The sequence below is a fragment of the Thermoanaerobacterium sp. PSU-2 genome (genome assembly GCF_002102475.1).
GTDB lineage: Bacteria > Bacillota > Thermoanaerobacteria > Thermoanaerobacterales > Thermoanaerobacteraceae > Thermoanaerobacterium.
This window is the reverse complement of the sequence record NZ_MSQD01000020.1, coordinates 1-19,911: the sequence shown is the minus strand read 5'-3', so window position 1 is coordinate 19,911 and position 19,911 is coordinate 1. Positions and strand designations below refer to the sequence as shown.

Annotated in this window: 25 protein-coding genes; all 25 read left to right on the top strand. The window is 33.1% G+C overall.

All coding sequences use genetic code 11. The features are described from left to right. Nucleotides 1–8: 8 nt before the first annotated feature. Nucleotides 9–1,613, top strand: a complete 1,605-nt coding sequence (locus BVF91_RS12175; protein WP_085113660.1) for a peptidoglycan D,D-transpeptidase FtsI family protein — start codon at nt 9–11, stop codon at nt 1,611–1,613. Nucleotides 1,614–1,679: 66 nt separating this feature from the next. After that, a complete protein-coding gene (sigK, locus tag BVF91_RS12170) occupies nt 1,680–2,375 on the top strand; it encodes an RNA polymerase sporulation sigma factor SigK (RefSeq protein ID WP_085113659.1) in 696 nt (231 codons plus the stop codon). Nucleotides 2,376–2,457: 82 nt separating this feature from the next. Next, complete coding sequence (locus BVF91_RS12165; protein ID WP_085113658.1) at nt 2,458–2,952, top strand: YqeG family HAD IIIA-type phosphatase; 495 nt, start codon at nt 2,458–2,460, stop codon at nt 2,950–2,952. Between the two features lie 4 nt (nt 2,953–2,956). Beyond that, nucleotides 2,957–3,808, top strand: coding sequence for a shikimate dehydrogenase (gene aroE / locus BVF91_RS12160; RefSeq protein WP_085113657.1), 852 nt, complete (start codon nt 2,957–2,959; stop codon nt 3,806–3,808). A 147-nt stretch (nt 3,809–3,955) separates the two neighbouring features. Continuing rightward, on the top strand, nt 3,956–5,650 hold the full coding sequence (locus BVF91_RS12155; RefSeq protein WP_085113656.1) for a GspE/PulE family protein: 1,695 nt from the start codon (nt 3,956–3,958) through the stop codon (nt 5,648–5,650). Between the two features lie 27 nt (nt 5,651–5,677). Then, entirely contained in the window at nt 5,678–6,730 is a 1,053-nt protein-coding gene (locus BVF91_RS12150) for a type IV pilus twitching motility protein PilT (protein ID WP_085113655.1), read from the top strand. A 25-nt stretch (nt 6,731–6,755) separates the two neighbouring features. Next, a complete protein-coding gene (locus BVF91_RS12145) occupies nt 6,756–7,970 on the top strand; it encodes a type II secretion system F family protein (protein ID WP_085113654.1) in 1,215 nt (404 codons plus the stop codon). Between the two features lie 26 nt (nt 7,971–7,996). Beyond that, complete coding sequence (locus BVF91_RS12140) at nt 7,997–8,320, top strand: type II secretion system protein (protein WP_085113653.1); 324 nt, start codon at nt 7,997–7,999, stop codon at nt 8,318–8,320. 60 nt (nt 8,321–8,380) lie between these two features. Further along, nucleotides 8,381–9,136, top strand: a complete 756-nt coding sequence (locus tag BVF91_RS12135; RefSeq protein WP_085113652.1) for a prepilin peptidase — start codon at nt 8,381–8,383, stop codon at nt 9,134–9,136. 4 nt (nt 9,137–9,140) lie between these two features. After that, a complete protein-coding gene (locus BVF91_RS12130; protein WP_240495889.1) occupies nt 9,141–9,605 on the top strand; it encodes a pilus assembly FimT family protein in 465 nt (154 codons plus the stop codon). Nucleotides 9,606–9,616: 11 nt separating this feature from the next. After that, nucleotides 9,617–10,258: a type IV pilus modification PilV family protein gene (locus BVF91_RS12125; protein ID WP_085113651.1), complete on the top strand. Its 642-nt coding sequence runs from the start codon at nt 9,617–9,619 to the stop codon at nt 10,256–10,258. Continuing rightward, entirely contained in the window at nt 10,249–10,710 is a 462-nt protein-coding gene (locus BVF91_RS12120) for a prepilin-type N-terminal cleavage/methylation domain-containing protein (protein ID WP_085113650.1), read from the top strand. Before BVF91_RS12125 ends, BVF91_RS12120 begins: the two co-directional genes overlap by 10 nt. After that, entirely contained in the window at nt 10,700–11,275 is a 576-nt protein-coding gene (locus BVF91_RS12115; protein ID WP_085113649.1) for a pilus assembly PilX N-terminal domain-containing protein, read from the top strand. Before BVF91_RS12120 ends, BVF91_RS12115 begins: the two co-directional genes overlap by 11 nt. Before the next feature lie 13 nt (nt 11,276–11,288). Next, nucleotides 11,289–11,564 carry a late competence development ComFB family protein gene (locus BVF91_RS12110; RefSeq protein ID WP_085113648.1) on the top strand — a complete coding sequence of 92 codons (276 nt, stop codon included), beginning with the start codon at nt 11,289–11,291 and terminating at the stop codon, nt 11,562–11,564. Next, the gene (gene pilM / locus BVF91_RS12105) at nt 11,561–12,520 is read left to right on the top strand and encodes a pilus assembly protein PilM (RefSeq protein WP_085113647.1); all 960 of its coding nucleotides are present in this window, start codon (nt 11,561–11,563) and stop codon (nt 12,518–12,520) included. The genes BVF91_RS12110 and pilM overlap by 4 nt, the downstream gene beginning before the upstream one ends. A 1-nt stretch (nt 12,521) precedes the next feature. Beyond that, nucleotides 12,522–13,052, top strand: coding sequence for a PilN domain-containing protein (locus BVF91_RS12100; protein ID WP_085113646.1), 531 nt, complete (start codon nt 12,522–12,524; stop codon nt 13,050–13,052). A gap of 4 nt (nt 13,053–13,056) precedes the next feature. Further along, nucleotides 13,057–13,848: a type IV pilus inner membrane component PilO gene (locus tag BVF91_RS12095; protein ID WP_085113645.1), complete on the top strand. Its 792-nt coding sequence runs from the start codon at nt 13,057–13,059 to the stop codon at nt 13,846–13,848. 32 nt (nt 13,849–13,880) lie between these two features. Beyond that, nucleotides 13,881–14,396 (top strand): shikimate kinase, encoded by a 516-nt coding sequence (locus tag BVF91_RS12090; RefSeq protein WP_085113644.1) that lies wholly within the window; start codon nt 13,881–13,883, stop codon nt 14,394–14,396. A 20-nt stretch (nt 14,397–14,416) separates the two neighbouring features. Further along, nucleotides 14,417–15,511 carry a glutamate 5-kinase gene (gene proB / locus BVF91_RS12085; RefSeq protein WP_085113643.1) on the top strand — a complete coding sequence of 365 codons (1,095 nt, stop codon included), beginning with the start codon at nt 14,417–14,419 and terminating at the stop codon, nt 15,509–15,511. A gap of 35 nt (nt 15,512–15,546) precedes the next feature. Beyond that, on the top strand, nt 15,547–16,800 hold the full coding sequence (locus BVF91_RS12080) for a glutamate-5-semialdehyde dehydrogenase (RefSeq protein ID WP_276204908.1): 1,254 nt from the start codon (nt 15,547–15,549) through the stop codon (nt 16,798–16,800). 22 nt (nt 16,801–16,822) lie between these two features. Next, complete coding sequence (gene aroQ / locus BVF91_RS12075; protein ID WP_013787946.1) at nt 16,823–17,269, top strand: type II 3-dehydroquinate dehydratase; 447 nt, start codon at nt 16,823–16,825, stop codon at nt 17,267–17,269. 4 nt (nt 17,270–17,273) lie between these two features. Beyond that, a complete protein-coding gene (locus BVF91_RS12070; protein ID WP_085113641.1) occupies nt 17,274–18,338 on the top strand; it encodes a M24 family metallopeptidase in 1,065 nt (354 codons plus the stop codon). A gap of 21 nt (nt 18,339–18,359) precedes the next feature. Next, nucleotides 18,360–18,917: an elongation factor P gene (efp, locus tag BVF91_RS12065; protein WP_013787948.1), complete on the top strand. Its 558-nt coding sequence runs from the start codon at nt 18,360–18,362 to the stop codon at nt 18,915–18,917. Nucleotides 18,918–18,962: 45 nt separating this feature from the next. Next, nucleotides 18,963–19,361, top strand: coding sequence for a CD1247 N-terminal domain-containing protein (locus BVF91_RS12060; RefSeq protein WP_013787949.1), 399 nt, complete (start codon nt 18,963–18,965; stop codon nt 19,359–19,361). Nucleotides 19,362–19,472: 111 nt separating this feature from the next. Beyond that, nucleotides 19,473–19,911: AAA ATPase domain-containing protein (locus tag BVF91_RS12055; RefSeq protein WP_502688663.1), on the top strand; the 439-nt coding region annotated here is incomplete at its 3' end.

Genomic DNA, 19,911 nt, shown 5'->3' with positions numbered 1-19,911 from the left:
GTTTTTTTATGAATAGGAAAAACATTAGATTTATTGTTTTAAATGTCATAACTACATTTCTTATCTTATCATTATTGATAAGGCTTTTTTATATACAATACGTAAAAGGTGAAACATACGCTAAAATTGCTGTAGATCAAAAAATTCAAAGTTTGAATTTAGACAAAAAACGTGGAGAAATATACGATAGAAATTTAATTCCTTTTACAGATAGAACTTCAACAAAGTACGTGTATGCAATCCCTGGATTGATCATCAATAAAAAAAATGCATCAGAAATAATAAATAAACTAACTGGTATTTTAGAAAGTGAAATATATGGAAACTTAAATGAAGGCAAAGATATTCTTAGTTATAAAGTTAGATATACATACGACGGAAATTTGCCTGTCGGAATCTTTATACTGAATATTCCTCAAAGATATGATTCTAATTCATTGGCAAGACACATAATAGGATACAGTGGCAGCGCTAATTATGGATTGGAAGACACATTCAACAAAATTTTAAGCACTAATGGATATGATTCTATAGCTGTATTTAAAGACAACAATAATGACTATTTAAAAGGATTGGGTGTAAGAATAAGAAGCACTGATAAAAATGTATACTCGCTTCAAACAACACTCGATTATCATATTCAAAAAGCGGTAGAAAATATTTTGGATAAAAACAATATTAACGGTGCTGCAGTTGTTTTAAGTGTAAAAAATGGAGATATTTTGGCAATGGCTTCAAGGCCTAACTACGATCAAAATAAAGTTAGCGATTACCTAAACAGCAAAAACGAAGAATTGCTGAATAAAGCAGTGATGGATTATCCCCCGGGGTCCATTTTTAAAATAATAGTGGCATCTGCTGCATTAGAAAATAAAAAAGTCAACATATACGATAACTTTATTGACGAACCGTATATAAACATCGATGGTGTGGTTTACCATAACTTTATGGATGAGTCAAATGGGTTGATTAACATGATCAAAGCATTTGAAGTCTCATCAAATACGACATTTATAAAAATTGGGCAAAAGACAGGCGGCAGCGATATAATAGAAATGGCAAAAAAATTTGGAATAACAAAAGATGATAATCTGCCGATAGAGGAGCAAATTGGCACATTGCCATCCTTGGAAAATACATTAGGTGCTGGCATAGGAAATCTTTCAATTGGGCAGGGAGATGTTACAATGACTCCACTGCAAGCTGCTGATGTTGCAGCGACCATCGCCAATGACGGCATAAGAAATGTTCCTAATCTCTTAAAAGCTATTGTTGATGAAAATGGCAATGTTGTAGAAAATCTACACAAGGTAAATTCGTATAGAGTGGTAAGTGAAAGCACAGCAGAAAGTGTAAAAGAAATGATGAGAGATGTTGTGGTAAATGGAACTGGGAAAAACGCAGAAACCGAGTATAAGTCGGCAGGAAAAACTGGTTCGGCTGAGGTAAACAGAGAGAAAAACATCTATCATGCATGGTTTACTGGTTTTGTTCCTTATGATGAGCCTGTTTATGCAATATCAGTCTTTGTTAAAAATGGCGATATAGGAGGAATTAAAGCGGCTCCGATATTTAAACAAATAGCTGAAGAAATAATGAAATACTATAAATGAGACTTGCACCAAACATTTTAAGTTGCATATATTTAATATGTGACTTAAAATGTGGAGGTGGCCTTTATGTGGGCATCGCTTATAGCGCTTGTAACATCAATCGTGAAAGACATAATCAACTTTGGCTATTTAACAAATGCTAATTCATTTCCCCAACCTCTTACAGCAGAAGAAGAAAAAAAGTATTTTGAAGCCTTTAAAAACGGTGATGAAGAAGCGAAGAATATTTTGATAGAAAGAAATTTGAGGCTTGTGGCGCATGTCGTAAAAAAATACAGCAATACAGGTAAAGATGTTGACGATTTAATATCTATAGGTACAATAGGTCTTATTAAGGCGATTTTAACTTATGATTCTTCAAAAGGAACTCATTTGGCCACATATGCGGCTCGATGCATTGAAAACGAAATATTGATGTCATTGCGAGCTGAAAAGAAAATAAAATCTGAAATATCTTTACATGATCCTATAGGTGTTGATAAAGAAGGCAATGAGATTTCGCTTATAGATATTTTAGGAACTGAGACAGACGAGGTAAGTGACCAAGTAGAATTGAGGATGCAAGTCAAAAAACTGTACCATAAGTTAAATAGTGTTCTTAAAAACAGGGAAAAGTTAATAATTGAATTAAGGTATGGTCTCATAAATGGCGGTGCAAAAACTCAGAGGGAAATAGCGAAAATGTTAGGAATTTCAAGATCTTACGTATCGAGAATAGAAAAAAAGGCATTAAACAAGTTATTTAAAGAAATGACGATGTAAATGTGATCTAAAGTTTTTAATCCAAATGCTGTCTATATTGACAGTTTATTTTTTTGTAAAGTATAATTAAAGTAAGTTTGGGGTGAATTTATTGTATAAAAAATTGATACCAGATATGTATGCTAATTCAATATACGATATAGACTTTGAAAACTTAAAAAAAAGAGGAATAACATCATTGATTTTTGATATTGACAATACGCTTGTACCGCAAAAGGTTTTAAATCCTGATCGAAAAGTAATTAACTTATTTAAATTTTTGAAGTCAAAAGGCTTTAAAGTTTGCCTTATATCAAACAATACAACGAAAAGAGTTAATAATTTTACTAAAGATACAGGTGTAAAAGGCATTTCATGGGCTATAAAGCCGAGAAAGTCTGCTTTTTATAAGGCTTTGGAAATGCTTGACTCTACGCCTGATGAAACTGCTATTATTGGCGATCAAATTTTTACTGACATATTTGGGGGGCATAGAGTCGGACTTTTTACGATACTTGTAAGACCTTTGTCAAGCGAAGAGTTTGGATGGACTAAAATCATGAGAAAATTAGAAAAAAAGGTTCTGAAAAAGGTGTGAAAAAATGAATATTAATTCTAAAACAAGCATTTATGGTATAATTGGGCATCCAATAGGACATAGTTTATCGCCTTTGATACATAACTATGCCTTTGAAAATCTCGATTTTAATTCGGTTTACGTTTCTTTTGATGTAAATGAAGAAGATTTAAAAGATGCAATTATAGGTATAAAAGCATTAGGCATAAAAGGCCTTAATGTTACTGTTCCACATAAGGAAAGTGTGATAAAGTATCTTGATCGTATTTCAGATGAAGCAAAACTTATTGGAGCAGTGAACACAATAAAAAATAATAGTGGTTCATTGGAAGGATACAATACCGATGTAACAGGTTTTATGGAATCTCTAAAAGAACACAACGTGGATGTTGCAGGCAAAAATGCAGTTATTTTAGGTGCTGGTGGTGCTGCCAAAGCTGTGGCCGTAGGATTAGCACTTTTAGGAGTTAAGTCAATATATGTATGCAATAGATCGATAGATAAAGCAAAGGAACTTAGCATTCACATGGGAAATAATTTTAACATTAAAAGTTTAGGAATATCGTATAACGATCTAAATATGTTAGATGAGATTGATATATTGATAAACGCTACCAGTGTCGGTATGTATCCTAATGTAGATGTGTCGCCAATTGGAGAAGATGTAGTTGCAAAAGCGAAATTTGTCTATGATATTATATATAATCCTGAAAAGACGTTATTTCTAAGCTATGCGGAGAAATACCGCATAAAATACATTAATGGACTTGATATGCTTATAAATCAGGCAATTGATTCATTTAAAATTTGGACTGGAGCAAATTTCGATAAAAAAATTATTTTAAATTTTCTTAAAAAGAAGGATTTTGTTAAATAATGTAGAATATAATTTATGTGTGATTTTAATTTTCATAGATTTGATTGAGATAGATGATGTGAGTCTATATTTGGGCGCTTTATGACTCATTGATATAGTGGCGCAACCGGCATCATTGTCGGGTTTATTTATTTTGGAGGGGCCTTGATGATAAAAAAGAAATTGGGAGATCTTCTTGTGGAAGTTGGTCTTTTAGACGAGAATCAGCTCAATAATGCGATAAAGATACAAAAAAAGACTGGTGAAAAGTTAGGTAAAATTCTTGTAAAAGAAGGATACCTAACAGAGGAGCAGATCATTGAGGCTTTGGAGTTTCAATTGGGCATACCTCATATAGACATGAAAAAGGTATTTATAGATGCTAATGTGGCAAAGCTTATACCTGAGTCAATGGCTAAAAGGCACGTTGCCATACCTATAAAGAAAGAAAACGACAGCATATTTGTCGCAATGGCAGATCCTCTTAATATCTTTGCTATTGATGATATTAAACTTGTCACGAAACTTGATGTAAAGCCATTGATTGCTTCTGAAGATGGTATACTGAAAGCTATTGACAGAGTTTTTGGAAAAGAAGAAGCTGAAAGGGCTGTTCAAGACTTTAAAAAGGAACTAAGCCATGATAACGCTGAAGACGACAGTAATTTATTAAAGGATATTTCAGAAGATGAGATTAACAATGCACCTGCAGTAAGATTGGTAAATTCTATTATCGAGCAAGCGGTAAAAAACCGCGCATCTGATGTTCACATAGAACCTACTGAAAATGACTTAAGAATAAGGTTTAGAATCGATGGTGAATTGCATGAGGCAATGAGGGTATTTAAAAGCACCCAAGGGCCGGTTATCACCAGAATAAAAATCATGGCCAATATGAATATTGCCGAAAGAAGGATACCGCAGGATGGTAAAATCGAAATGAATGCGAGCGGCAAAAATATAGATATAAGAGTTTCTTCTTTGCCTACAATCTACGGCGAAAAGCTCGTGCTTAGGATATTGGATAAAAGCGGTTATATTATAACAAAAGATAAATTGGGGTTAAATAGCGATGACTTAAAATTATTTGATAATTTACTTAGACACCCAAATGGCATAATCCTTCTTACTGGACCTACAGGAAGTGGTAAAACCACGACACTTTATGCTATGTTAAATGAGCTTAATAAACCTGACAAAAATATAATAACTGTTGAAGACCCTGTTGAATATACTCTTGAAGGGCTAAATCAAGTTCAAGTCAACGAAAAAGCTGGCCTTACATTTGCTTCTGCTTTAAGATCCATACTAAGGCAGGATCCAGATATAATAATGATCGGTGAAATAAGAGACCGAGAGACTGCAGAAATAGCCATAAGGTCTTCCATAACAGGTCATCTTGTATTATCTACATTACACACGAATGATTCTGCAGGCGCGATAACAAGGCTTATTGACATGGGGATTGAGCCATACCTTATTTCTTCATCTGTTGTCGGTGTCATTGCTCAAAGGTTGGCGAGAAAAATATGCGATAACTGCAAAACAGAATATGATGCCAGCAAGAGAGAAAAGATTATTTTAGGAATCGATACCGATGAACCACTTAAATTGTACAAATCAAAAGGATGTGCCGTTTGCAATAAGACTGGTTATCGCGGTAGAGTTCCTATATACGAGATAATGATGATGACTCCTAAGATAAGAGAGCTTACAAATGAGAAGGCTTCGGCAGATGTGATTTTAAATGAGGCTGTATCAAATGGTATGAATACGCTTAAAGAAAGTGCAAAGAAGCTTGTCTTATTAGGTGTAACTACTGTAGATGAAATGTTACGCCTTACATATGATGATGCTTATTAACATTAAATAATTGCTAAAGGTGATACGATGAAAACAAGTGAACTTCTGGCTATGGTTGTAGAAAAAGGCGCATCTGATTTGCATATAACAGTTGGCGTTCCTCCAGTACTTAGGATTAATGGTCAACTTATAAAACTTGATTTACCTCAATTAACGCCTCAAGATACTGAAGATATAACAAAAGATTTGCTTTCAAGCGATGAGCTAAAAAAACTTGAAGATGCGGGTGACATTGATCTATCGTATTCAGTAAAAGGGCTTGGAAGGTTTAGGATAAATGCCTATAAGCAAAGAGGAACATATAGCCTTGCCATAAGATCTGTAGCTTTGAGAATTCCGACAATTGATGAATTAGGACTTCCAGAAGTGATTAAAGAACTTGCGCTTAAAACCCGTGGTCTCATAATTGTTACAGGGCCTACAGGCAGTGGAAAATCTACGACATTGGCATCTATGATCGATTTAATAAACGAAGAACGTAATTGTCATATATTGACCCTGGAAGATCCTATTGAATATTTACATAAGCACAAAAAGAGCATAGTAAATCAAAGAGAAATCGGGCATGATGCTTTGTCATACGCCAGTGCATTAAGGGCAGCATTAAGAGAAGACCCTGATGTGATACTGGTTGGAGAAATGAGGGATCTTGAGACGATACAGATAGCTATAACAGCGGCTGAGACAGGGCATCTTGTGTTGTCTACATTACATACTATAGGTTCAGCAAAGACTATCGACAGGATTATAGATGTTTTCCCACCACATCAGCAACAGCAGATAAAAGTACAGCTTTCAAATGTGTTAGAAGGGATTGTATCTCAGCAATTGCTACCTAAAATAGATAATTCAGGGCGAGTCGTCGCTGTAGAGGTAATGATAGCTACACCCGCAATAAGAAATCTAATAAGAGAAGGTAAATCATTTCAAATACAATCGATGGTGCAAACAGGAAATAAATTTGGAATGGTGACAATGGACATGTGGATATCGCAGCTATTAAAGAGAAACTTGATTTCTATGGACGATGCACTTACATATTGTGTTGATAGAGAAAACTTTTCTCGATTAGTAGTATAAGATGATACGAGAAAGGGTGGCCTAGATGCCAACTTATACATATAAGGCAAGGGATATGGATGGAAATCTTATAACAGGTACTATGGAGCTTGATACATTATCGTCTTGTGTAGATAGCTTAAAGCAGAAAAACTATTATATATTAGATGTTAAGGAGAAGGTGGAGAAGAAGGATATTTTTGAAAGCATCAATTCTTCTCGTAAAGTGAAGGTAAAGGATATAGCTGTGTTTTGTAGGCAGTTTTCGGTGCTCATAAATGCAGGTATTTCTATTGTTGCATCGCTTGCCACTTTGTCTGAGCAAGTTGAAAATAAAAGACTTAAGAGGGCTTTGAATGATGTATATGAGGATGTGCAGAAAGGAAAAACTCTTTCTGAGTCGATGAGAAAGCATCCAGATGTATTTCCAATGCTTTTATTTAACATGATAGAAGCAGGAGAAGTAAGCGGTACTTTAGACAAAGTATTAAATGAAATGGCTGAACATTTTGAGAAAGAAAATAATTTAAATCAAAAGATAAAATCAGCTTTAGCATATCCTGCAATTGTATCAATCGTTGCAGTATTGGTAGTTGTATTTCTTGTTACAAATGTACTTCCTACATTTGTAGGCATGTTTAAAAATGCAGGAGCGCAATTGCCGACGCCGACATTGATACTTTTAGGCTTAAGTGATTCTATAGCGCATTATTGGTATGTCTATTTGGGGAATATCGTATTTTTAATATTTTTACTTTTGAGAATTATGAAGACAGATAGAGGAAAAGAATTATTTGATTTTTTGATGTTAAAGATGCCAATATTTGGTCCACTAAATGTGAAGATCATTACATCCAGATTTACGCGGACGCTGTCAACACTTATAGGTTCAGGGATTCCACTAATGGAATCATTGTCTGTCGTAGAAAAAGTGGTAGGCAATGCTGTTGTGGCAAATGGCTTAAAAAAGGCTGAAGAAGAGATAAAAAGGGGAAACGGGCTTGCATTGCCTTTAAAGAAAATCGATATATTTCCGCCGATGGTTATTCAAATGATAAAGGTTGGAGAAGATTCGGGATCATTGGACAGCATATTAAAGAAAACAGCGGATTTTTACGACAGTGAAGTTGACACAGCCGTATCTCAGATGACTACATTGATTGAACCGCTAATAATAGTTTTCTTGGCGTCAATAGTCGGCTTTATAGTAGTGTCTATAGTGATGCCTATGTTCCAGATGTACAACTTTATAGGGCAATGAGATATTATGGGAAGGGGGTGAAAAGAATGGCATGGTTCGTGAAGGCATTAAATAAAGATGAAAAAGGGTTTACATTGATTGAATTGATTGTAGTAATAGCAATACTTGGAATACTCGCAGCAATCGCAGTACCAAGAGTAACAAACTCGTTAAGTAATGCAAAAAATAATGCTAATAGCGCTAATTTACAAATAGTTCAAGAAGCGGTAGAAAGATATAATGCTGAAAACGGTAATTATCCATCGAGTTTAAATGATTTAGTGCCAAATTATCTTAAAAGTATACCTACTTTACAAGATGGTAAGACTTTTAATTATGATCAAAGTTCAGGAACTGTATCTATAAAATGATTAGCAAATAACATTTCGGGCACCAATGGTGCCCGCATATACCTATATGAGGAGGCAGAAATGTTTATTCTATACGTACTTGTTTTTGTATTTGGCACGATAATTGGTAGTTTTTTAAATGTAGTCATATACAGACTTCCCAGGAATGAGTCAATCGTGTATCCTCCATCGCATTGTGCAAATTGTAAGCATGAGTTAAAGCCTTATGATATAATTCCTATAGCAAGTTATATTGTTTTAAGAGGCAGATGCAGATATTGCGGGAATAGAATATCCATAAGATATCCTATTGTTGAACTTTTAGCAGGACTTATATATCTTATTTTATTTATATATTTTGATATATCCGTAAAGGCGCTGTCGTATGCGTTTTTAACTTCATTATTGATAGTCATATCATTTATAGATATGGAACATAAGGTAATACCAAATAAAGTAATTTTGATAGGATTGATAGCTGGAGTAGCATTTAGGTTGATTATGATTAATTACGGCGTATGGGACTACATTGTAGGATTTTTAGTAGGTGGTGGAGTGCTTCTTTTAATATCTTTATTGTCAGGAGGAGGAATGGGCGGTGGAGATATAAAACTAATGGCTATGATTGGCCTTTTTGTAGGATGGAAGCTTACTATATCAACGCTTTTTCTGGCAGTTGTATTAGGTGCTATTGGCGGCATCGCCATGATTTTGTTTAAAATTAAGACAAGAAAAGATTACATACCTTTTGGACCTTATATAAGCATTGCCTGTTTGATTTCTATTTTATATGGATACGATTTGCTAAATATGTATATAAAACTTATAAGAGGTTGAAGCAATGCGATACATGAAAGCAAATGAGAGTGGACTGACTCTGATAGAATTAATAACGGTAGTGTCGATATTTTCTATTATCGTATTGATAGCAGTTCCAAAGACAGATTTTTTCAATGCAAAAACTTCGGAAATTCGTTTAAGAATGGTGGCATATGAGCTTATAAGCGATATAAGATATGTTCAGTATAAAAATATCTATGAAAATGAAAGTTTGTATTTAACTATACAGACTGACCACAAAGGGTATTACATAAATAAACCGGGTACAATGGTAAAAAGAATAAAGACGAAGAAATTTCCTGAAGGTATAACGATGTATAGCGACAATTCAGCACAAATATCCTTTTCAAATCAAGGCGCTCCAATACCTGGTGGCTGCACTATAAGCTTATTAAATTCAAACAAAAGGTTAGACATAACTGTTTTGCCTGCTACAGGAAGAGTGATGATAAAGGGGAATTATTGAGGTGAAGAAAGTTGAAATATTTAAAAAATACTTTTGGCATGACGCTTATTGAAGTCCTTGTAGCAATAGCTTTATTTTCAATTGCAGCTATACCTCTATTAGGTGTGTTCCATGAATCAGTAATTACAAATGCAGATTCTAAAATAAGAACAAAAGAAGCTACTATTGCACAAAGTATTGCGGAAGACATAAAAGCGGGAAACACAAATGTGTCTAATTGGAACATACCAACTGGCTATTATCTCATAGAAGATCCGAATCAGTCCAAAGTTGATATGGGAAATGGTATTACAGAATACAGAATAAGTATTGGTAAATTGCAGTCAAATGCACAGCCATTTGTACTGTATGCTGTTGCACCGTCTGCAGAAATAACTGGTTATACACCACCTAATATTTATTCTAACAATGGTAATTATGATGATGAAATAAATAGGTTGAAAGACATAGTTACTTTAGTCATAGTCATTACATGGTCAGCACTATTCGCTCTTTTTATTGTATTGCCAAAGTTGGGGTTAAGTGGAGTGATAACAATTGTTAACAATATAATTAATTCATGGAATAAAAATATTAGGACATTGAAGGATATAGCAACAAATGCTGCAAAAAGTGTGAATCTAAGTATTCCTTGGTGGTTAAAATGGTGGTAAAAAACAACAAGGGTTTTACATTGGTAGAATTGTTAGTGACTTTGGCATTATTAGGAATTGTAATTTCTATTTATTCTTCTTTATATTATTCAGGCTATAAGTCATACAAAAACACACAAGGTAATATTGACATTGAACAAAACGTCAGATATGTCATGAATTATATTATCAATCAGATTGATAAAGGACCAACATTGATAAACATTATAGATAATGGTCATGGGCTTAATATAGATGGCAATTGTATACAATTTGATACAATTAATAATAAGATTTATTTAGATCAAAATCGAGGTCATGAAATTGCTACAAACATTAGTGAATTTAATGTAAAATTGAAAAACAGTAATGTGTTAAACATAGAGATTGTAGGCCAAAATAAAGATGGAACAGGGGAATTTTCATTATCAACTGATATTTTCCTTAGGAAGAGTGTTGTAAATGTACAATAGCAAAGGTTCTGCCCTGATTTTTACTTTAATGATCATTTTAATATTAACCGTTTTAGGAATATCAATTTTAGAGCTTTCATTGACAGAATTTAAGATTTCATCGTCATATGGAAATGATGTTTTATCAAGGTATGCTGCTGAAGCAGGACTTGATATTTTAAAGTCAGAGTTTAACGCAAAGCTTCTTAATACGTTAAAAAATAATGCGCAGGGGATTATTGATAGTAATTATGATACGAAGAATGGAACTTATAAAGTCAGTATGGATCAATTGTATTCTTTGATATTTAATGATACGAAAAACTACTTATATAATAATGTTTTTAATAGATATTTAAATGAAGGCAATGTTAGTTTAGGAAGTACAGGGCAAATTTACAATATCACCAGTATTTCTTTTAATCAACAAGAAGGAATGGAATATGATATTCATATTGAAACTATTGGTATTTATAGAAATATAAAAAGCTATGGACATGCAGATCTTATTTTAAATCTTCAGGCATCTGGCAACCCAATTTCAATAAGCAGTTGGGTTATCGATAATACACCACCATCAAATTAAGGAGAGATGATAAATGGAGCTAAAGAATTTTATGGAAGAAGCAGTTAAAGATGTTATCGACAATGTATTAAAAGATTTAGATGTATGTAAATGCGACAAATGTAAACTTGATATAATGGCATTAACGTTAAATAATTTGCCTCCGAAATATTATGACACAGAGAAAGGTGAGGTATACACAAAAGTCAATGAATTGAAAAGGCAATTTGAGGTAGATATCATAAGTCAGATTACAAAAGCAGCTTTTTATGTTAATCAACATAGGCGCCATGGAGAGGATCTTAGATGATAGGAGTTGATATAGGCAGCTTTTATACAAAGATTGGCAGTTTTGATAGAAAAAGTGATAAATTAAATAATATGGCAATTGAAAGAACGCCTCAAAATTGCATTAGAAATGGATATTTAAGCGAAATAAATGTATTATCTGACTTTCTAAATGAAATATTGAAAAAGAAATTTGCAAAGGAAAAGAAGTTATCCTTTTGCATTTCAAGCACAGATATAATAATTAGAGAAATAATAATGCCATTTATGAAAGATGATGAATTAAAAAACGCTTTAAAATATGAAATTGATCAGTACATACCTAATTCAGACGATTATATTGTTGACTATAAGCAGATTGAGCATGATGAAGATGGTAAAAAGTTAAAAACAATTATTGTGGCAGCGCCTAAAGAAATGATTTTCGGGTATTTGAAATTAGCTAAAACATTGAAATTGCATTTGGAAGTCATAGATATATATAGTAATTGTATTTATAAGTCGATAAAAAAATTATGTAAACCAACGGGAAGTACGTCTGTAATCAATATTGGCGCAGAGTATACAGATATTACGATAATAAATGAAGGTAAATATGCATTTAGTAGGGTAGTAAAATTCGGAGGAAATGATATAAACGAGATAATTGCCAATACGTATGATACAGATTTTAAAACTGCTGAAGAATATAAAAGGGAAAAACCTTTTTTTATAGATAATGAAGATTATGCTAGTCTTAGAGAAAACACAGAAAAATACGTAAACAGTAAACTAAGTGAAATATCAAGAGTGTTTGATTTTTTTGAATCATCTTATCATAAAGGCATAAACGAAATTTTCATAATTGGTGGAACTTCGAGACTTACTGGACTTAAAAGACATATAGAAGATTATTTTAAGATACCTGTTTTAAGCTATGATGGCGATTTATATACATATTTTATGCCTGTGTTTGGTTCTTTGATTAGGGGGGAATAATTTGAAAGACATTAATCTTATACCAGATGAGATAAAATTACTTGAAGAAAAAAGGAAAAGAAGTACCTTTGCCATGATAGGCTTTTTGATTGTGGCTTTTGTGCTTATTTTTATTTTGCTTTTGCCAAATATGTATATCAATAATTTAGAAAAGCAAAAGTTTACCTTAAACAACCAATTAAATAGTTTAAAAGCAAAGAAAGACATGTATTCAACTATTAAAAGCAAAGAAAATTATTATTTACAAAAAGAAAAAATAATAAAAGATTTATCTGATAAAAGATTGAATATGACGGAAATTTTAAATGACATCTCGTCTAATATTCCAGAAAATGTTTCAATTAAGGATATGAAGTTTAATGGAAGTGTGTTGGAAATAACAGGTGATTCTTATATGAACAAATATTTATCGGATTTTATGTTGAATTTGAGAAAATTAAAATATGTAGATGATGTTAATCTCTTAGACACAAAGAAATCTGATAGTGGTTTGATTCAATATACTTTGCAAATTAAGTTTAAGGTGGTATAATTATATGAAATTGACAACGAGAGAAAAAATGCTAATAAGTGTATTGTTTATTGTCGCCTTCTTTGGTTTATATTATCAGCTTGTTTTGACAAAACAACTGGTGGTTATAGATAAATTAAGGCGTGATGTTATGAGTTTGCAGACAGAGGTGAATGATTACAATACATTAAGTGTAGATAAAATGAAAAACCGCTTATCAGAGATTGATAGTCAAATTGAAATATGCAATGAGGAACTTCCTGATTATGAAAATATTGAAGATTTTGTAGTTTTGCTTGATGATGCAATTGCTAAGACTGGCGTAAATTTTGAAGAGTTGAATTTTAATTCAACTGATAATCAATTACAGAGTCCTGAAAATCAAACAAATAATAACAAAATCAGCAAGACAAAATATGTAGAAATCCCTGTAAATATAAAAGTTGCAGGCGACTATTCAAAAATATCGAATTTTATTGAAGAAGTACAATCAATGCAAAGGCTTAACAATATAAAATCATTTGAGATAAGTAAAGACAATGAATCTAATAATTTGCTGCTTAATATAGATATTGTGATATATTCTATGAGCAAAAAAGGCGGAAGTAATTTGAATCCACTTGAAACAAGTGGGAAAAGTGATCCATTTAAATCATTAGTTGAAGTGAATAATGGAAATCAAAATACAAACGCCAATTCAAACAATCAGAATTCTTTGCAAGGAATTGATATAAACAAAATTATTTCAGATAGTATAAACAGTGCAATAAACAATGTTTCTAAAATTGCACCACCTACACCAACAAATAAGCAGTAAGAAAGTTATGCGTATTGGAGGATAAAATTTTAATGAAGAACATCGCATTAACCGGATTTATGGCTACAGGAAAGACAGTTGTTGGCAAAAGAGTTGCTGATATTTTAAGTTTCGGCTTTATTGATACTGATGATTTGATTGAGAAAATTTCTGGCATGAAGATTCCGGAAATTTTCGATAAATACGGTGAAAAATATTTTAGGGGAATTGAAAAAATTGCTGTTGCAAGGTCTTCCAGATTAAAAAATCATGTTATATCAACAGGTGGTGGTGTTGTATTAAATCCTTCTAATATAGTACAATTGAGGAAACATGGAGTAGTTATATGCTTAAAGGCGAATCCAGAGGTAATTTTGAGAAATATTGGTGAAAATGATAAAAGGCCTATACTTGCTAACGGTGATGTGTATGAAAAGATAAAAGCTCTTTTAGCAGAAAGACAGCACTATTATGAGTTTGCAGATTATACTATAGATGTTTCAGATATGTCTATAAATGATGTAGCTTTGACAGTAGTAGATGTATATTCGAAATTAAAAACAAGATAAAAAGTCGAGGGCAGAGGAATATGAAAATTGTCGTGAAAATCGGAACAAGTACATTGACTTATGAGAATGGAAAGTTGAATTTAGAGATGATGGAAAAAATTGTACGGCAAATATCTAATTTGCAAAATAAAGGCGATAAAGTTGTTCTTGTGACATCTGGTGCCATTGGAGCTGGAATGGGCAAACTAAATATTTTGAAAAGACCTAAAACATTACCGGAAAAACAATCATTGGCGGCAATTGGACAAGGATTGCTAATCGGACTGTATGAAAAATTTTTTAATGAATACGGGAAGACTACAGCTCAGCTATTGCTTACAAAGGATGATTTTTCTATAAGAGAAAGGTATTTAAACATAAGCTATACATTATCAAATTTATTAAGGTACAATGTAGTCCCAATCATAAATGAAAATGATACTGTTACTGTAGATGAAATAAAAATAGGAGATAATGATACGTTATCAGCGCTTGTAGCAAGCATCATAGAAGCGGATCTTTTAATTATATTGACTGATATAGATGGGCTATATGATAGAGACCCTAAAGCAGATGGAGCTAAGCTGATAGATGTAGTTCATGATTTTTCTGATGTGCTTTTTGAAATTGCTGGAGGCTCTGGCACAAATTTTGGGACAGGTGGTATGTATACGAAGATTCAAGCGGCAAAAATTTGTTACAACTCTGGTGTCAAAATGGTGATTGCCAATGGCAAGCTTGATAATGTTTTAAACAAAATTGCAGCAGGTGAAAAAATAGGGACAGTTTTTATACCTGCTAAAAATCCTATCAGCAATAGAAAAGTATGGATAGCATTTAATGCACAATTGTCAGGTAAGCTAATTATTGATGGCGGGGCAAGACAGGCCATACTTGAAAATGGAAAGAGTCTATTGCCAAGTGGTATTATATCAACTGATGGAGAATATTCTGTAGGGGATTGTGTATCAATATATGATAAAGATGGAAAAGAGATTGCAAGAGGTTTGATTAATTATACATCTGATGAGGTTAACAAAATAAAAGGTTTAAAATCGACCGATATAGACAAAGTTTTAGGATATAAAAATTACGATGAAGTCGTCCACAGAGACAATTTAGTTGTCATAGTTTGACTTAATAGTGTATAATAAAGTGTTGTGTAAGGAGGATTAGAAATATGGAAGTCGATTTAAAGGCAGATGCTGCCAAGAAGGCATCAAGAATACTTGCAATTCTTGATGAAAATATTAAAAATGAAGCGCTTAAAAATATGGCTTTAAAGCTTGTGGAAAATAAGCGCGAAATATTAGAAGCAAACGAAAAAGACGTTTCGATTGCAAAAACTAAGGGAGTGAAAGAATCATTAATTGATAGGCTTAAGTTAGACGAAAAGCGGATAGAAGGTATGGCAAATGGACTTAGAGAGATAGCCATGTTACCAGATCCTGTTGGAAACATAGAAGAAATGTGGAAAAGGCCTAATGGTCTTCAAATCGGGAAAATGCGCTGTCCAATTGGAGTAATAGGTATAATTTACGAATCTAGGCCAAATGTAACAGCCGATGCTGCAGGATTGTGTTTAAAATCTGGAAATGCAGTTATATTAAAAGGTGGCAGTGATGCAATAAACTCCAATATAGCCATTGTTAAGGTTATTTCAAGCGCAGCAGAAGAATGTGGCATTCCAAAAGGAGCCATTCAACTTATTGAAAATACAGATAGAGAAGAAGTAAATCGCATGATGAAATTAAATGGTAAGATAGATTTAATTATACCAAGGGGTGGTGCGAATCTAATACAAAATGTTATACAAAATTCAACGGTACCTGTTATTGAAACTGGAGTAGGAAATTGTCACGTGTTTGTTGATTCAGATGCTGATTTTGAAAAAGCCATCAATATCATTGTAAATGCTAAAACTCAAAGACCCGGTGTATGTAATGCTATTGAGACAGTTCTTGTCCATAAAGATTTGGCGGAAAACTTTTTGCCTGCTATGGTGAATAAACTTACATCTTTAGGTGTAGAAATACGAGGTTGTAGCATGACAAAATCCATCTGTCCTGATGTAAAAGAAGCGACTGAAGACGATTGGAAAACGGAGTATTTAGATCTGATACTAGCTGTTAAAGTCGTGGAAAGCATTGATGAAGCTATTGACCATATAGCTAAATATTCTTCGGGTCATTCTGAAAGCATTATTACAGAAAACTATACAAATGCAATGAAATTTTTGAAATCAGTTGATTCAGCAGCGGTATATGTAAATGCATCTACAAGATTTACTGATGGAGGAGAGTTTGGATTTGGTGCTGAAATAGGCATTAGCACACAAAAAATGCATGCGAGAGGGCCGATGGGGCTTAAAGAATTGACCACATATAAATATGTAATTTTAGGGAATGGTCAAATAAGAGAATAAATTTTAAAGTGAGGTTTTTAATATGAAGAGAGTTCTTATTATACATGGGCCGAATTTGAATCTTACGGGTAGCAGAGAGATAAGCATTTACGGAGAGGTAAGTTTTGATGAAATAAACAATATAATTAAAAGAGAAGCTTCAAAACTTGATTTGGCTGTTAAAATACAGCAGTCTAATAGCGAAGGTGAGATCATAGATTTTATTCATTCTGCAAAGAATAATTTTGATGCTATAATAATAAATCCTGGTGCTTACTCACATTATAGCTATGCAATAATGGATGCAATAGGTGCTATAGATATACCAGTAATAGAGGTGCATCTTTCCAACATACAAAAGAGAGAAGATTTTCGGCACGTTTCTGTGACTGCTACTAAATGTCTTGGGCAGATATCAGGTTTTGGACCTTTTAGCTATGTCTTAGCTTTAAATGCAGTTAAATTATTAGAAGATAATTTAAAGGAGTGATATTTTGAAAAACAGATTAAATGAAGCGAAAAATTTGTTAGTTGAAAAGGGATTAGATGGCTTTTTGATTTTTAAACCTGTAAATGTCACATATTTGACTGGATTTACAGGTGACGATAGCGTTGCTATTGTAGGTCTCAATGAGTCTTATTTTATTACAGACTCAAGGTATACTGAGCAGGCTTCATATGAAGTTAAAGGCTTTAAAATAGTTGAACACAAATCGGATATTTTTGAAGCAATAAGAGATTGTATATCAAATATGGGTATTGACAAACTTGGATTTGAGGGAAACTACATAACTTTTGAACAGTACAATAAATTGAAAGACATTTTACAAGTAGAGCTAAAACCTGAAAATGGTTTTGTGGAATCTTTAAGAGAGATAAAGGATGAGACAGAAATAGAAAATATCAAAAAGGCACAGTATATTACAGATGAAACTTTTAAATACTTTCTGAGTTTTATAAAGCCTGGGATGAGAGAAAAAGATGTGGCTTTAGAAATGGAATATTACATGAAAAAGCTTGGAGCAGAAGAAAAATCGTTTGACTTTATAGTTGCATCTGGCAAAAGGTCTTCGATGCCGCATGGAAAAGCTTCTGATAAAATCATCGAATATGGCGATTTTGTGACATTTGATTATGGGTGCAAGGTAAATGGATATTGTTCTGACATGACAAGAACTGTGGTCATCGGAAAAGCGAATGACAAGCAGCGAGAAATCTACAATGTAGTTTTAGAAGCGCAGATAAATGCGATCAATAATTTAAAAGCTGGCATGATAGAAAAAGATGGTGACTATCTTGCAAGAAAGGTAATCATAGATAAAGGCTATGGTGATTATTTTGGTCATTCATTAGGCCATGGCGTAGGATTGGAGATACATGAAAATCCTTTTATGGGTCCCAAAAAGACGAATTTATTAAAAGCTGGAATGGTTGTTACAGTTGAACCAGGGATATATATTCCTAATTTCTCTGGCGTTAGAATAGAAGATATGGTATTATTAAAAGAGGATGGCGTTATAGATTTGACAAATTCGCCAAAGGAATTAATTGAAGTTTAACTAATGATGGAGGGATTTTAATTGGTATCAGCAGGAGAATTCAGAAAAGGAATGACTATTGACATTGATGGTCAAGTTTTTACGGTTGTGGACTTTCAACACGTAAAACCGGGAAAAGGAGCTGCCTTTGTCAGAACAAGGCTGAAAAACGTCATAACAGGTGCTGTTGTAGAGAGAACTTTTAACCCCACTGAAAAAGTTGACGAGGCAGTCATAGAAAGAAAAGATATGCAGTATCTTTACAATGACGGCAATCTATACTACTTCATGGATACTGAGACATATGAACAAATTCCTTTGAATTACGAAAAAGTCGAAGATGCCATGAAATTTTTAAAAGAGAATATGATAGCAACAATAAAATTCTATAAAGGTGAGGCCTTTTCAGTAGAACCTCCTACTTTTGTAGAATTAGAAGTTGTTGAAACGGAACCTGGATTTAAAGGCGATACTGCGACAGGTGGTTCAAAACCTGCTAAAGTTGAAACAGGAGCTATTATTCAAGTTCCGCTGTTTGTAAATCAAGGTGATGTTATAAAGATTGATACGAGGACATCAGAGTATCTGGAAAGAGTATAGTTTTGCACCTTTTAAAAAATAATAGTAAAGGAGGAGGTATGTAAGATGGAGTACTTGTATGAGCGCATATCGTATTTAAGAGGTTTAGTAGATGGGTTGGAAATTGATGAAAAATCAAAGGAAGGCAAAGTGTTAATTGCCATCATTGATGCGCTGGAGGACTTTGCAGATGCTATTAATGATCTTGAGGCCTCACAATCAGAACTTGATGATTATGTAGGTGCCATTGATGAAGATTTGTCAGAAGTAGAAGATGAAATATACGATGATGAATCTGATGATGAGTACGATTATGTTGAAGTTGAATGTCCCAACTGTCACATGCTGATGAGTGTAGAAGATGAGCTTTTAGACGATGAAGACGCGGAAATTGTCTGCCCTCATTGCAATGAGACAGTTAACGTAAAAGATGTAATAATATATGAAGATGATGACAAAGAATAGCTGTTAAAATCAAATAGCGCAAAAATGCTCACTAAATTATTTAGTGGGCATTTTTTTATTCATAAATATTCGTACTCCTAAATATAATTTTTGTAGAGAGGAGGACATGTAATGATAAACAAAAGCAAAAATTACGATGATCTATTGTATTCTCTACCGTTGAATATCAGAAGCATAATTATCAAGTTAAGCGATCATTTGAAAGAAGGATTGGAGGAAATAAGGCTTAGAATTGATAGACCGTTGACGGTTTATGCGAATAATCAAGAAAGGTTTTTATCTGCGGATGGAAATGTAGTTAATTCCCCAAATTTAGCGTATATAGTTACAAATGAAGATTGTGAAAAAGCATTGCAGCTTATCTCCAAATCATCCATATATGCTTTTGAGAATGAGCTGAGAAATGGATACATTACTATAAAAGGTGGATATAGAGTAGGAATATGTGGTAAATGTGTCCTTGATGGTGAATCTGTAAAGACAATTGTAAATATATCTGGCCTCAATTACAGAATAATGCGTCAATGTATTGGTTCTTCAGATGAAATAA

What these genes read in the sequence shown, in the direction of transcription:
- BVF91_RS12175 (WP_085113660.1), top strand. Translation starts at nt 9, where the DNA reads ATGAATAGGAAAAACATTAGATTTATTGTTTTAAATGTCATAACTACA.
- sigK (WP_085113659.1), top strand. Translation starts at nt 1,680, where the DNA reads ATGTGGGCATCGCTTATAGCGCTTGTAACATCAATCGTGAAAGACATA.
- aroE (WP_085113657.1), top strand. Translation starts at nt 2,957, where the DNA reads ATGAATATTAATTCTAAAACAAGCATTTATGGTATAATTGGGCATCCA.
- BVF91_RS12155 (WP_085113656.1), top strand. Translation starts at nt 3,956, where the DNA reads ATGATAAAAAAGAAATTGGGAGATCTTCTTGTGGAAGTTGGTCTTTTA.
- BVF91_RS12150 (WP_085113655.1), top strand. Translation starts at nt 5,678, where the DNA reads ATGAAAACAAGTGAACTTCTGGCTATGGTTGTAGAAAAAGGCGCATCT.
- BVF91_RS12145 (WP_085113654.1), top strand. Translation starts at nt 6,756, where the DNA reads ATGCCAACTTATACATATAAGGCAAGGGATATGGATGGAAATCTTATA.
- BVF91_RS12140 (WP_085113653.1), top strand. Translation starts at nt 7,997, where the DNA reads ATGGCATGGTTCGTGAAGGCATTAAATAAAGATGAAAAAGGGTTTACA.
- BVF91_RS12135 (WP_085113652.1), top strand. Translation starts at nt 8,381, where the DNA reads ATGTTTATTCTATACGTACTTGTTTTTGTATTTGGCACGATAATTGGT.
- BVF91_RS12130 (WP_240495889.1), top strand. Translation starts at nt 9,141, where the DNA reads ATGCGATACATGAAAGCAAATGAGAGTGGACTGACTCTGATAGAATTA.
- BVF91_RS12120 (WP_085113650.1), top strand. Translation starts at nt 10,249, where the DNA reads ATGGTGGTAAAAAACAACAAGGGTTTTACATTGGTAGAATTGTTAGTG.
- BVF91_RS12115 (WP_085113649.1), top strand. Translation starts at nt 10,700, where the DNA reads ATGTACAATAGCAAAGGTTCTGCCCTGATTTTTACTTTAATGATCATT.
- BVF91_RS12110 (WP_085113648.1), top strand. Translation starts at nt 11,289, where the DNA reads ATGGAGCTAAAGAATTTTATGGAAGAAGCAGTTAAAGATGTTATCGAC.
- pilM (WP_085113647.1), top strand. Translation starts at nt 11,561, where the DNA reads ATGATAGGAGTTGATATAGGCAGCTTTTATACAAAGATTGGCAGTTTT.
- BVF91_RS12095 (WP_085113645.1), top strand. Translation starts at nt 13,057, where the DNA reads ATGAAATTGACAACGAGAGAAAAAATGCTAATAAGTGTATTGTTTATT.
- BVF91_RS12090 (WP_085113644.1), top strand. Translation starts at nt 13,881, where the DNA reads ATGAAGAACATCGCATTAACCGGATTTATGGCTACAGGAAAGACAGTT.
- proB (WP_085113643.1), top strand. Translation starts at nt 14,417, where the DNA reads ATGAAAATTGTCGTGAAAATCGGAACAAGTACATTGACTTATGAGAAT.
- aroQ (WP_013787946.1), top strand. Translation starts at nt 16,823, where the DNA reads ATGAAGAGAGTTCTTATTATACATGGGCCGAATTTGAATCTTACGGGT.
- BVF91_RS12060 (WP_013787949.1), top strand. Translation starts at nt 18,963, where the DNA reads ATGGAGTACTTGTATGAGCGCATATCGTATTTAAGAGGTTTAGTAGAT.